This window comes from Rhodococcus sp. NS-SX18 (assembly GCF_057367935.1).
Window position 1 is genome coordinate 4,285,551 of sequence record NZ_CM170633.1, and the last position, 13,443, is coordinate 4,298,993.

Genomic DNA, 13,443 nt, shown 5'->3' on the forward strand with positions numbered 1-13,443 from the left:
TCCAACGGCACACCACCGCAGGTTGTTCCCGCCGTGATTCGCATCACACGAAATGCCGGAAGCTACGATCCCGGGGTGAGCACACGTCCGCAGCCGCCGCGCCCGGAGTTCTCGGTCACCCCGCTCCGCACCGCCGACACACCCGGCCCGCGCATCGGCGCCGCGGTCTCGGCCTGGGTCCTGTCGTTCGTCGTCTTCGCCGGTCTCCTCGGCGCCGTCTACCTCGACCGCGAATCCGTCCGGGACGCCCTCGAGCAGTCCCTGCGCAGCGCCAACCCCGGCACCACCGCCGAGAGCATCGCCGACACCGTCGCCCTCACCCTCGCCGGCTTCGCCGCCGCCGGCCTGCTCCTCGTCGCGCTCGCCGCCGTCTTCCTCGAACTGCTGCGCCGCGGCCGGCCCTGGGCCCGCCCCGCGCTCGCCGTCGTCTCCACCGCCACCGTCGCCACGGCCGTCGCCGCCCGCAGCGTCCTCGCCGACGCCGGCGACGCCACCGCCGGCGTCCTGCTGTGGGCTCCCCTGCTGTGGGCCGGGCTCACCGTCGTCGGCGCCGTCGCGGCCTGGCGTCGCTGACCTCACGGCTCGTCGCGCGCGAAAGTGCCGTTTGCGCTCGTTCTTACGCGCGCAAGAGGCACCGACGCGCGCAAGGAGTTGTCCACAACCGGCGGCTTCGTCCACAGATCCCGCCCGCACGCGCGCTGAGCGCGCATCACGGACGGAGGTAGACCGCACGCTGAGCGGTATGAACAACCCGACTCCACTACGGCGCGCGGCCCTGATCGCCTCCGGACACACACCTGCCGAACTTCGCAACGCCCTGCGAACGGGACGGCTGCGGAAGATCGCTCCGGGCATCTATCTTCGCCGGGACGAGACCGACGGCCTCGACGACGTGGACCGGCATCGGCTGCGCCTGGAGGCCGTGGCTCCCACGCTGGACGCCGACGCGGTCTTCAGCCACGTCTCGGCCGCCGTCCTCCACGGCTTCGACCTGTGGAACGTGGACCTCTCCCGCGTGCACGTCACCCGCGGACGCACGTCGGGGGGCCGCCGGACTCCCCACCTGCACGTCCACGTCGGTGGCTGTGCCGCCGACGAGATCGCCAAGTGCGACGGACTGCCGGTCACGTCCGCCGCCCGCACCGTCGTCGATCTGGCCCGCACCCTGCCCGCGGACCGCGCCACGGTGATCGGCGACTCGGCACTGCGCCTGCGCCGTGTCGACCCCGGCGCGCTGTCCGCCGCGCTGTCATCCGCGGGGACGAAGGCCGGCGTCGCCTCCGCACGGCGGGTGGTGCCCTTCCTGGACGGACGTAGCGAAAGCCCGGGTGAATCCCTCAGCAGGCTGCGGATTCTCGAAATCGGGATGCCCCGGCCGCAGTTGCAGCACGAGCTGCGGACCGGCGAAGGCCGGTTCGTCGCGCGCACCGACTTCTACTGGGAGGGAATCGCCGGCGAGTTCGACGGCATGGGAAAGTACGGTGCCGACGAGCCCGGTGCGACCGCCGAGATCGTCCGCCGGGAAAAGCTGCGGGAGGACGCCATCCGGCAGCTCGGCTTGGAGGTGATCCGGTGGACGTGGCCGGATCTGTTCCGTTTCCATGTCGTGCAGGCGCGGTTCGAACAGGCGGCACAGCGGGCGCGACGTTGAAGCCCACGAGCCTTGCGCGCGAAAGTGCCTCTTGCGCGGGTTCTTACGCGCGCAAGAGGCACCGACGCGCGCATCAGCCTGCGACGTCGGCGAGGATGCCCTCGCCGCTGCGGGCCGCCACGCTGCACGCGTTCGCGGTGAACCGGTCGAGCAGGGGGTGCTCGGCGCGGGCGCGCCAGGTGCGGACGGCGGCGACACCCGCGGCGTGGATCTCGGCGACGGTCGCATCCGGCGCGAGACCCAGGCGCTGGGCCGGGCCGATACCGAAACCACCGATCAGCCGCTGCAGTTCGAGCACGTCGTCCTCGCTCAGCGTGACCCGGGTCGAGCGCAGACGGCCGAGCAGGCGCAGCTCGGTGAAACCGTGGACGTCGGCGAGCAGCCGCTGCACGGAGGCGAGCAGAGGGCCGTCGTGGTGGGCGCGCAGGACCCGTTCGAGCGACATCAGCGCCGAATGGGCCTTGAGCTGATCGGCGCGCTGGCCGAACTGCACGTCGATCACCTGGCGCAGCTCGTCGAGCCCGCTGCGCGCCACCAGTTCCGCGGCCAGCGTCGGCGAGTCCCGCACGCCCAGAACGATCAGCGTGACGGCCATGCGAATCCCGAACAGGCCGAACCGGTCGACGAGGTGCGCCCGGGTGCCCGGGTCGACGGGCAGCGCGATGTCGGGACGGGCGAACCGATCCGCCGACAGCATCGCCACCTGGAGGTCCTGCGACGGCACCTGCGCGAGCGCCTCGAACGCGGCGAACTCGCTCTGCCGCAACGTCCGCGCGCCCAGCGCGAGCAGCCCCGCGACCGGCACCACGGCCTGGCACAGTCCGGTGCGCTCGAGCTCGCCGGCGAACCGGGCTGCCACCTCCTTGGCCGACATCATCGCGTCCATCCGGCCCGCGCCGACCTCGTCGGCACGCGAGACCACACCGATCACGCCGAGCGGGCCGGATTCGCCGCCCACGTGCTGGCCGATCCGGCCGAGGAACTGCACGTCGGCGGCCCCGAGGGTGCGCATGAGGTAGACGACGGCGTCGGCGCCGGAGGCGTCGTCGTCGGGGGTCAGCAGCTCGAACGTCCGGGCCGAGACGTCCTGTGACAGCGACGACGTGCCCGGTGTGTCGATGATCGTGGTCTGGGACAGCGCACTGGCCGGCCATTCGACGTCGATCCGGTCCACCCGGTCCGCGGTCAGCTCACCGAGATCGAAGGTGAGCCGGCCGTCGCGGCGCTGCACCGGCACCGGCAGGATCCGGTCGCCGTCGTAGTGGGCGGTCACCGAGGGGGTCGAGCCGCTGCGATACCACGTGACGACGCGCGTGCACTCGGTGGCATCGGTGGGGGCGATGTCCTGTCCGACGAGGGCGTTGAGCAGCGTCGACTTGCCGGCCTTGAGCGATCCGGCGAGCGCGACGCGCAGCGGCTGTTCGAGCCGCGCCGCGCACAGCGCAAGCTGCTCGGCGGCGCGCGGGTCGCTTCCGTACCGGGCACGCGCGGCCGCGACGAGTTCGCGGGCCTGCTCGACACTCACGCGTCGACCCCGGCCAGCTGTGCGGCCCGTTCGCGCAGCGTGGTCAACGCCCGCACGTGCGTCTCGAGTTCGGCGACGCGACGCTGCCGCTGCGCTTCCTCGACCGTCGCGGCCTCCTGCGCGGCGCGCAGCGACTCCGACAGCGACCGCAACGTCTGCTCGGCCAGCTCGGTGAAGTGGTCGCGCAGCTGGCGCTGGATCAGCCGGAGCCGGTCCTTCGACTCCTTGCCCACCTGGAACCCGACGTCGTCGGTGAACTTGCGAACGGCGACCTTGGCGTCCGCGCGGCGCTTGGCGATGCGTGCCTGCTTGTCGTCGCGATAGGCCTTGGTGCCGAGCACAACTCCCGCGCCGACGGAGATCGGGTTGACCAGGGCCATACCCATGAGCGTGGTGATCAGCCCGAACATGAGCACGCCGCCGTAGGAGCCCTTCATTCCCACCAGCATCTTCTGGCCGACACCGATGCGGCCCGATTCGAGGTCCGAGAGCCGGGAGACGGGCTCGAGCAGTCCCTCGAGGTCGCCGAGGTGCAGATCGGGCAGGTCCACGGCACCGCTGTCGGCGAAGTGCCCCGCGACGACCTCGGCGAGCCACACCGAACGCTCGTGGGCCCACACGAAGTTGTCGCCGACGGACTCGGCGACCTGCTCCCCGAGCCATTCCCCGATCCGGGGCCACTCCTCGCCCGGGTCGCATTCGTCGACGGTGGCTTCGGCCTCGCGGGTGACGCGGCGCAGCCGGTCCCGCAGGTCGTGGTCGATGTCGGCGGCGAGGTCGGCGATCCCGTCGGCCAGGGTCTGCTGCCACTGGGCGGCCCGCGTGCGCAGCGCCTCCGCGGTGGCCTTGGCCCGCTGCAGTTCCGCGACGGCCGCCGCACCGGTCTCGGGATCGCGCAGCGCCGCGAGCTCGCTGCCCAGACTCAGGGCGACGTGCTCGACGACCGACTTCACGTCCAGCGCGACGGAACGCCGGGCGACGTCGGCCCCGCGCGCGACGACCCGCTCGCGGAGGAATCCGTAGACCGATTCGAAGCCCGACTCCTCGTGCAGCGACGCGTCGTCGAGGCGCAGGGCGTGACTGCGCAGCAGCGACGAGACGGGCAGCAGGGGCACGTCGAGGTCCGCGCGCTGCAGGTGCCCACGGTCCGCGGCGACGATCTCGCGCCAGTGCGGGTACAGGTCCGTCTTGGTGATCAACACTGCCGCGGCCGGGCACAGCTGCAGCACCTGCCGCAGGAAGCTCAGTTCCGGCTCGGTGAACTCCTGGCTGGCGTCGGAGACGACGAACACCGCGTCGGCCGCCGGCAGCAGTCCCAATGTCGCTGCGGCGTGCGGGTTTCCGTGTCCACCGACACCGGGCGTGTCGACGAGGACGAGTCCGTCGGCGAGCAGCGGGCTCGGCACGTTCACCTCGAGGCGGAGCACCTCGCGGCCACCCGCGCGCGGCGTGGCGGGCGTGACGCGCTGCAGCTCGTCGACGGGCAGGTCCACCCGGACGGGCTCGCGGCCGGGCTCGGCGAGCACGAGTTCGGCGAAGGTGCGGTCCGCGTTCTGCACGACGGTGGGGACGGCGGTGGTCTCGTCGTCGCCGACCGAGCACACCTCGAGGTTGAGGAGCGAGTTCACGAACTGGCTCTTGCCCTGTTTGAGCTGGCCGACGACGACGACCCGCAGGCGTGGGTCGACGACGCGGGTGCGCGCCGCGTCGAGCCTGGTGGCGAGGTCTCCGCGCTCGGCGGCGCGGATGTGTTCGGCGGCCGCGTCGATCAGGTCGACGAGGGCCGCGCGGCGAGCGGCGGCATCTGCGGAGGACGTGTGCATGGTGATCGCTTCGACTCGCCTTCTGTCGGAGTGCGGGCTGCACCGAGATTATGTCCTCTGCGAAGAACGCCGGCCCCGCGTGGTGCACGCGGGGCCGGCATCGGGGTCCGTGCAGTGAGTCAGCCGAGGAAGGTGTCGAAGTCCGGGTCGGTGTCCGCGCCGGCGCCGGCGTCGATCCCACCGTGCAAGTCGGCACCGGTTTCGGCGGAACCGAACAGGCCACCGGTGCCGCCGGCGCTGCCGAAGGCGTCACCGGCGTCGATGGACGACCAGGCACCGGTCGCGCCGTCGGCGGTGCCCGAGAGCTGGCCGCCGAGCTGCGAGGTGCTCTCGACCGCACCGCCGAGGCCGGCACCGAGCGAGCCGCCGGCGTCGGCGGCACCCTCGACACCGCCGGTAACGGCGCCCTCGATACCGCCGGTGACGGCGCCCCCGAGCTGCGACGCGCCGCCCGCGGCGCCTTCGAGGTTGGCACCGAGGCTGCCGCCCAGGTCGGTCGCGCTGTCCAGGCCACCGGTGAGCTCGCCACCCAGGTCGGTCGCCCCGCCGAGACCACCGGTCAGGCCCCCACCGAGACCCGCACCCAGATCCGCGGCACTGTCGAGCCCACCCGTCAAGCCACCGGCCAGCTCGCCACCCAGATCCGCGGCCCCGCCGAGACCGCCCGTCAGACCCGCACCCAGATCCGCGGCACTGTCGAGACCACCGGCCAGGCCCCCACCGAGACCCGCACCCAGATCCGCGGCGCTGTCGAGTCCACCGGTCAGTCCACCGGCCAGCTCCCCGCCCAGGTCGGCCGCCCCGCCGAGACCGCCGGTCAGGCCCCCACCGAGTCCGGCGCCGAGGTCGGCGACGGTATCCAGGCCACCGCTCAGACCACCGGCGAGATCGCCCGCCGCCTCGCCGCCGCCGGCGAGCTGCCCGCCGAGGTCGAGCGCACCGTCGAGGGCGTAACCGAGCTGACCCGTCAGGTCGGCGTCGACGCCCAGACCGCCGCCGATAGCGGTGGCCAGCTGCGAACCGAGGTCCGCGGTGGAGTCGACGGTGCCACCGAGGCCCGCCTCGAGCACGCCACCGAGCGCGGAACCGAGGTTCGCGCCGGCCTCCCCGCCGACGGAGAACGCGGAGCCGAGCACCGCGGACAGGGTGCCGTCGGCACTCGATTCGACGGATGCGGACAGGTCGAGCGCGACGTCGAGGGCGTTGCCGAGTTCGAGGGTGGCAGAGTTCTCGAGGCCGAGTGCGCCGCCGAGCAGCCCGCCGACCGCGGTGCCGAGGTCCAGGCCGCCGGTGGCGTCGCCGCCGAGGAGGGCGCCGAGGTCGATGCCCCCGACGAGCCCTCCGTCGGCGCCGGCCTCGAGCACGGCACCGAGCGTGCCGCCGAGATCACCGGCGACGGAGCCGCCGGTCTCGAGCAGCGCAGACAACGAGGCACCGAGTCCGGCGGTGACGCCGGTAAGGGCGTCGAGGTCCAGACCACCGGCGAGGCCGGTTCCGAGCTCGAGGACGGAGTCGAGGGCGCCACCGAGCTGGGCGGTGAGTTCGGTGCCCAGGCCGAGCGCCCCGCCGAGGGTCGCGCCGACCGCCGTCGCGAGATCCGCGCCCCCGGCGAGTGCCGCCTCGACGGCGGCGGAGAAGTCACCGCCCGCGGCGAGTGCCGTGTCGAGCAGCCCGCCCAGCGCCCCACCGAGCTGACCACCGAGCTCGCCACCGACCCCGAAGGCGGCTTCGAGCGCACCGGACAGGTCGAGCGCCGTACCGGCCGTCGCCCCGACCGCCGCATCGAGCGCCGCGCCCAGATCGGCGACGACGCCGGTTGCGGCATCGAGTCCGAGGCCGCCGGCGAGTGCACCGGAGAGCACCGCGCCCAGGTCGAGGTCGCCCGCCAGGTCGAGGGCACCGGAACCGATGCCGCCGAGGGCACCGCCCGCACCGAGGGCCGCGCCGAACGCCGCGCCGAGTGCGGCACCGAGTTCGCCGCCGAGTTCCAGCGCCGCACCCAGCGTGCCGGTGAGACCGGCGGCCAGCTCGGCCGCGAAGTCGGTGTCGATGCCGAGCCCGCCGCCGAGTCCACCGCCGACAGCACCGGCGAGACCGAGGCCGGCACCGCCGGCGAGACCGAGGCCCGCACCGCCGGCCAGGCCCCCGGCGAGACCTCCGGCCGCACCGGCACCGATGGCGCCGGCCGCGCCCGCCGCCCCGCCGAGTGCCGCGGTGAGTTCGGCGGCCGTGCCCGCGAACAGTCCGCTGTCGGCGACCAGGGGTGCGACGGCGACGATGTCGGCGTGGCACACGTCGGCCAGTCCGGCCTGGGCCAGGGCGGCGTCGGGGTTCGCGCAGTAGCGGGCGAGGGCCTCCTCGTCGCGCAGCAGGCTGAGGATGAAGTCGAGCACAGCGTTGGTGGACATCGCATCTCCTGGGGTCGGTGTTCTGCGATTCACGCTACGAACGGCCGGTCCCCCGCCCAAGGGGGCCGAGACCCCCATCGGTCCGGGGCCCGTACGGGGGTGCGCGTTAGGGGATCGGGGCGGACAGGGGGATCGCCCCCGCACCAGGGTCGAAGGTCTCGTATCGGGCTAACGAGATCGTGTCCGATGACGACATTCAACGCGACACGGCGGACACGTCCGCCCCGAACAGGGAGCGAAACGACATGGCAGCAGGGCTCGGAGTCACGATCGGTTCGGCGGATTCGGTGGCGGCCACCGCGTTCGATCGCGCCGACACGTACCGCCCGGTCGTCCTCTCCCGTGCCAGCGAACTGCACCTTCCCCCCGACGACGCACCGCACCTCGGTCACCGTCCGGCCGCTCCGGGGGCACTGGTGTTCACCGACTTCGTGAGCCGCGTCGGGGACCCGGTCGGGGTGCTCGCCGACAACGGAGCGTCGTACTCCGGGGCGGACCTGACCGCGACGGCGATCGGCTGCCTGGTGCACGAGGCCTCGCTCGACCTGCCGGAGGCCCCCACGATCACGGTGGCGCATCCGGCGACCTGGGCCGGCTACACCGTCGACGCGCTGCGCGAGGCCCTGGCGCAGGCCGGGCTCGCGGACGTGACGCTGATGCCCGAGCCGATCGCCGCGGTGCGCTGGCTCGAGTCCACCCAGGGTTCCCTCGACGACGGTGTGGTCGTCGTCTACGACCTGGGCGCCCGCACCCTCGACGTCTCGGTGGTACGCACCGGCGCCGAGCCGGTTCTTCTCGGCCGCCCGATCGCGAGTGAGGACGTGTGCGGCGGCCACCTCGACCATCTGGTCACCACCCATCTGCTGGACACGGTGCGCGACGACGTCCCCGACTTCGATCCGTTCGCCGCGCCGATGACGGCGGCGCTGGCGGAGCTGCGTACCCGGTCGAGGACCGCGAAGGAGCAGCTGTCGACCGACACCGAGACGGTCGTCGCGATCGATCTGCCCGGTGTGCGGCGGGACGTGCGTCTCGTCCGCGACGAGTTCGAGGAACTGGCTCGCGGCCCGCTGCAGGAGTCGATGGCGCTGGTGCACGAGGCCCTGCGCGGGGCCGGGGTCGAGCCGTCGGATGTGGGGCGGGTGCTGCTCACCGGGGGCGGCGGCGCCATCCCCCTGGTCGCCGAGCTGCTCTCGGCGGAGCTGGGCGTCGCGGTGGCGGCCGGGCCGCATCCGGCCCACACCGCAGCCCTCGGGGCGGCTCAGCCGCGGGCGGGAGCCGCGGTCGCCGCCCCGGCGGACGACGACGTACCCACCACCGTGCTGCCCGTGACGACGGACCGGCGGACCGAAGCGATCTCGCCGGTTCGCCCGGCAGTCGTCCCCACCGCGACTCCGGCCGCCGCGGCTCCGGCCCCCTCCCGGTCGCGGCGCTACGTGCTCGCGGGGGCCGCGGCCGCTGCGCTCGTCGTGCTCGGTGCGGGTGGCCTCGCGGTGGGAACGCTCGGCACCTCCGACGCCTCGGAGGCCGGCGCGGGCGTCTCCACCTCCGCGACCGTCCCGGGCGCGACCCCCGCCTCGGCCGGGGGGCCGGCGACGACCGCGACCACGGGGTCCGGCACGAGCAGTGCCGTGCCCGGGACGACACCGGGTACCCGGGCCGCGGCCACGGCGGCGACGCCCGGGGCGCCGGGCACCGTCGCCCCTGCCGGGTCTGTTCCTGCCGGCACCTCCGCACCCGGTGCGGCGCCGGCAGCGCCGGCGCCGGGAGCCCCTGCTCCCGGAACCGTCGCTCCGGGTGCCCCCGTCCCCACGACCACGGTCGTCCCCGCTCCGGCTCCGGCACCCGCTCCGGCACCGGCACCGGCCCCGGCGCCCGCGCCGAACTACGGTTCGCAGGTCGGTGACGCCCTCGGCGGTGCCGGTCAGGGTGCCGGTGCGGTCGTCGGCGGCGCCGGCAACGCGGTCGGCGGTGTCGTCGACGGGGTCGGCGGTGCCGTCGGTGGCGTCGTCGACGGTGTCGGCGGACTCCTCGGCAACTGACCGATGCCGCAAACTGTTTCCCTGCCGCGCGACGTCGCGCAGGCCGTCGCCGCGAGCCCACCCCGGCTGCTGCTCACCGGTCCCGCCGGCAGCGGCAAGTCCGCGTTGCTGTCCTCGGTGCGGCAGACGCTCGCCGAGCGGGGCCTCACCGTCGGCACCGATCCGGATTCGTCTGCGACGTCGGCGCTGGTGGTCGACGACGCGCACACCCTGCCCGCCGAGTCCGTCCTCGCGCTCGCCGAGCAGGTGCGGCGTGGCGAGCGGGCGGTGGTCGTCGCGACGGAGCCGCGGCCGCACCGCAGCGATCTGCGCGCGTTGTCGTCCGCGTTCGGCGCGCATTCGGCGCTCGTCGAACTGCGCCCCCTCAGCCCTCGCGAAATCGCCGGTCGGGCAGCAACTCTCGGACTCACGCCGCGCCCGGAACCGATACGCGCGGTGCACCGCCTGACCGGCGGGACCCGCGACGTCGTGGACGCGGCTCTCGTCGCACTGCGCGACGGCACCGATCCCCGACGGGTCGCCGCGGCCCGCGTCCGGGACCGGCTCGCCGGCGGCGACCCGGACCTGCCTCGGGTGCTGGTGCTCGCCGCCCTCGGCGGCACCCTCGATCCCCTCGAGGTCGCCCCCGTCCTCGGCGTCGAGGCGGACCGCGCGCGTGAACTCGTCGACGCCGCGCGGGCCAGCGGTCTGCTCACCGTTGACGGCGACGTCCCGATCCCCGCGGCCGCCGCGGTGCCCGCCACCGTCCTCGGGTCCCACGGCGTCCGCACGCTCGCGCACCGGCTGGCGACGCTGCGTCTCGACGCGGGGCTAATGTCTGCCGACGCCGCCCGAGCCCTCGCCGACGCGGGCGTGGCCGACGCCCGCCTCGCGGACCTTCTCGTGACCCTCGCCGCCGAGGCCGCGCCCGCGCAGGCCCTCGCGCTGTACGACGCCGCCATCCGCGCCGGGGCCGACGCCGACGCGCTCGAGGTGCGCCGCGCCGAGACCGCCGGGCTCGCAGGTGATCTCGCTACCGCCGCCCAGCTCACCGACCGGCTGCTCGACCGCGCCGCGACCCTGCCCGGCGACGAGTTGACCGCCGCGACCCGCATCGCCGCGACCGTCGCCGCGCGCCGCGGCATGCTCGGCCGCAGCGCGGATCTGTACGAGTGGCTCGGCCCGGAACGCGCGGGCGCCGATGCGCCGATCGCCGCGACGGTGCTGCTCGCCGCGGGCCGTCCCGGCGCCGCTGCCCGGTTCGGCACGGCTGCGCCGGCACCGACGTCGTCCGCGGCGTCCGCTCAGCTGCTGGCTGCCGGCCTGCGCGAGTCCGTCGGCGGCGACGGGCGCGTCGCGATGAACAGCCTCACGCGGGCCCTGTCCGTGCACGGCGCCGGCGACCGGACACGGCTGCTGCCGGACACCCCGGAGGCAGTCACGGCACTGCTGTGCCTGCACTCCGGCGAACTCGCCCATGCCGCCGCCGTGCTCGGCCGCGCCACCACCGTGCCCTCCGTGCGGCACCGCCTGCTCGCGGCCTGGACGGCGCTCGTCGGCGGCGATCTGCCGGCCGCCACGGCCGCCGCCGACGAGCTCGCCTCCGCGGTCACCGAGCAGCGGGACCAGCTGTTCCTGCACGGGCTGCGGGTGGGCCTGGCCCGCCGCGGCGGCGACGTCGGCGCGCTGACCGCCGCCTGGACCGCGGCGCAGGGCGTGGTGACCGAGTACTCGGTGGACCTGCTGAGCCTGCTGCCCCTCGGTGAGTTGTGGCTCGCGGCGGTCCGGCTCGGCGAGGCCGACCGCATCGCCCATCTGATCGCTCAGGCGCAGGATCTCCTGTCGACCCTCGACGAACCGCCCCTGTGGGGCGCGACGCTGCACTGGTACGGGGTGCAGGCGGCCATCGCCGCGGACCGACCCGCGGAACTGTTGCCACACGCCCGCGCGCTCGGGGCGGCGGCGGAGTCCACCGCCTACGCGTCAGCCCTGGCGCGGGCCGGTCAGGCGTGGCTGCGGGTGCTGCAGGGCGACGTCGACCCCGTGCGGGTGCAGGCGGCCGCGGAGTCGCTCGCCGCGATCGGCCTGCCCTGGGACGGAGCACGACTGGCCGGCGAGGCCGCGTTGCGGGTGGACGACACCGCGGCGGCGACGGCCCTGCTGCAGGTCGCGCGGGCCGTGCGGCACCCGTCCGCCGGGCCGCGCACCGCCGCACCGGCACCCGCGGCCGAGGCGCCGACGGCCCCGAGTCCCCTGTCGGATCGGGAGGCGGAGGTCGCCGACCTCGTCGTCGCCGGACTGACCTACCGCGAAGTAGGGTCCCGCCTGTACATTTCCGCGAAGACTGTCGAGCATCACGTCGCGCGCATCCGGCGGCGGCTCGGCGCCGGCTCGCGATCGGAGCTCATCTCGATGCTCCGTGCGCTCGGGCACGGGGCCGAGGCTCGGCAACCGGCAACCAGTGGGAACGGGGGGACTTCCGCATGTCCGTAGGCGTGGGCCTGAGAGTCGGCACCGTCGTGTCCGCCGTGGCCGTCACCTCCGCCGAGGGCATCCGTCCCGACCCCGAACCGGTCGAACGCCTCACCCGCCTGCACCTGCACTCCGACGGCACGGCGACGCTCGGCGTCCGCGACCCCGGCACCGGCGTGTGCAGCTCCTTCTCCGGCTTCGTCGACCGGGTGGGCGATCCGGCCGGGGTGCGCGCCGAGGACGGGGCGCTCTCCCGCGCCGAGGACCTCGTGGCGACCGCGATGGAATGCCTCCTCGCCGACGCCGCATCCCTGGTCGGCGACTCCCCGGCGACGGTGGCCGCCGCGCATCCCACCGAATGGTCGCCGGCTACCGTCGCAGTACTGCGCAACGCCCTCGACTACGTCGGGTTGCGGCACGTCGCCCTGGTGTCGGACGCCGAGGCCGTCGCGGCGTGGTTCGAGGCGCGGGTCGCGCAGCAGAGCGGCCGGCTCGTCGCCGTCTATCACCTGGACGCCGGCGGATCGACGGTGACGCTCGTGCGTTCCGGTGTCGCCGCGGGCCGCGCGTTCCGCTATCCCGAGGGCGACGCCCCGTCGGTGCCCTCGCAGCTGTCGGCCGCGCTCGGTGCGTTCGGCTGGCTCGTCAGCAACCTCGACGCCGTCGTGATCAGCACCGAGGACCCCATGGACCCGTCGGCGGCACAACTCGTCGCGCAGGCCGTGAAGGCCGGGATGGGCGTGCGGTGCGTGCTGCCCCCGCAGCCGCAGCATACGGTGGTGCGGGGCGCGGCGCTCGCCGCCGCGGCCGGATCGGCAGACATGGTCGGCGCCACCCGGATCATCCCGGCGGTCCGTTCGGGCGCCGCCGCACGCACACCGCTCGAGCCCCCTGTCGCCACCGAACCGCCTGTCGCCACCGAACCCCCTGTCGACGCCGTCGCGACGACCGTCACCGACCGGACGCCCGCCGAGCCGGACCCCGCCCCGCGCAACCGGCTCGTCGTGAGCGGCGCCGTCGCGGCAGCCGTCGCGCTGCTCGTGGGACTGGGTGCCCTGGTGTTCTCGCTGCGGGACACCCCGGCCGGCACCCCGGTACGGGAGGCGGGCGCCGCCTACGAGTCGCTGTCGAGCGCCGTGCAGGTGCCGTCGACCACCGGGACACCGACCGGCACCACCGCCGCCCCGGCGGCCACCCCCGACGCGGCGCCGGTCGCCGTCGACTCCGGGCCCGTCGACGCCGGGCCCGTCGTCACCGAACCGCTATCCACCGCCGCGGTCGCACCGTCGGTCCGGTCCACCACGTCCCGCCCGGCGCCCACCACCACGCGCTCGACCACTACCGAACCCACCACGAGCGAGGCCACCCGCGACCGGAACCGGCCCACCCGGACGACGACCCCTACCGCCACCACGACCGTCGCGCCGACCACGACGTCCACGTCGACCCCCACCGGAACCACGGAACCGGACCCAACGGACACCACCAGTTCGGAGGCACCGGAGTGATACCCACCGTCCCGTACGCTGTCACACGGTCGTGC

The 13,443-nt window shown here is 74.7% G+C and carries 8 protein-coding genes; 5 read left to right on the forward strand and 3 right to left on the reverse strand.

The features are described from left to right. Window positions 1-75 precede the first annotated feature (75 nt). Window positions 76-573, forward strand: coding sequence for a hypothetical protein (locus tag AC2IPW_RS19665; protein ID WP_450121280.1), 498 nt, complete (start codon window positions 76-78; stop codon window positions 571-573). A gap of 169 nt (window positions 574-742) precedes the next feature. Continuing rightward, the gene (locus AC2IPW_RS19670; RefSeq protein ID WP_486375436.1) at window positions 743-1,651 is read left to right on the forward strand and encodes a type IV toxin-antitoxin system AbiEi family antitoxin domain-containing protein; all 909 of its coding nucleotides are present in this window, start codon (window positions 743-745) and stop codon (window positions 1,649-1,651) included. 73 nt (window positions 1,652-1,724) lie between these two features. Here AC2IPW_RS19670 and AC2IPW_RS19675 read toward each other — a convergent pair whose 3' ends face one another. The 3 genes from AC2IPW_RS19675 to AC2IPW_RS19685 all read right to left on the reverse strand — a co-directional run bounded on the left by AC2IPW_RS19675 (window position 1,725) and on the right by AC2IPW_RS19685 (window position 7,407). Continuing rightward, window positions 1,725-3,176 carry a dynamin family protein gene (locus tag AC2IPW_RS19675; protein WP_416061675.1) on the reverse strand — a complete coding sequence of 484 codons (1,452 nt, stop codon included), beginning with the start codon at window positions 3,174-3,176 and terminating at the stop codon, window positions 1,725-1,727. Beyond that, entirely contained in the window at window positions 3,173-4,999 is a 1,827-nt protein-coding gene (locus AC2IPW_RS19680) for a dynamin family protein (RefSeq protein ID WP_486375437.1), read from the reverse strand. The genes AC2IPW_RS19675 and AC2IPW_RS19680 overlap by 4 nt, the downstream gene beginning before the upstream one ends. Window positions 5,000-5,118: 119 nt before the next feature. Continuing rightward, entirely contained in the window at window positions 5,119-7,407 is a 2,289-nt protein-coding gene (locus AC2IPW_RS19685) for an IniB N-terminal domain-containing protein (protein ID WP_486375438.1), read from the reverse strand. Window positions 7,408-7,652: 245 nt separating this feature from the next. Here AC2IPW_RS19685 and AC2IPW_RS19690 point away from each other — a divergent pair, with 245 nt between their 5' ends. From AC2IPW_RS19690 to AC2IPW_RS19700, 3 genes are read left to right on the forward strand one after another with little or no spacing between them, the layout of a single operon-like run. Next, window positions 7,653-9,449, forward strand: coding sequence for an Hsp70 family protein (locus tag AC2IPW_RS19690; RefSeq protein ID WP_486375439.1), 1,797 nt, complete (start codon window positions 7,653-7,655; stop codon window positions 9,447-9,449). Window positions 9,450-9,452: 3 nt separating this feature from the next. Next, complete coding sequence (locus AC2IPW_RS19695) at window positions 9,453-11,921, forward strand: LuxR C-terminal-related transcriptional regulator (RefSeq protein WP_486375440.1); 2,469 nt, start codon at window positions 9,453-9,455, stop codon at window positions 11,919-11,921. Continuing rightward, window positions 11,912-13,408 carry a hypothetical protein gene (locus AC2IPW_RS19700; protein ID WP_486375441.1) on the forward strand — a complete coding sequence of 499 codons (1,497 nt, stop codon included), beginning with the start codon at window positions 11,912-11,914 and terminating at the stop codon, window positions 13,406-13,408. Before AC2IPW_RS19695 ends, AC2IPW_RS19700 begins: the two co-directional genes overlap by 10 nt. The last annotated feature ends 35 nt before the right edge of the window (window positions 13,409-13,443 follow it).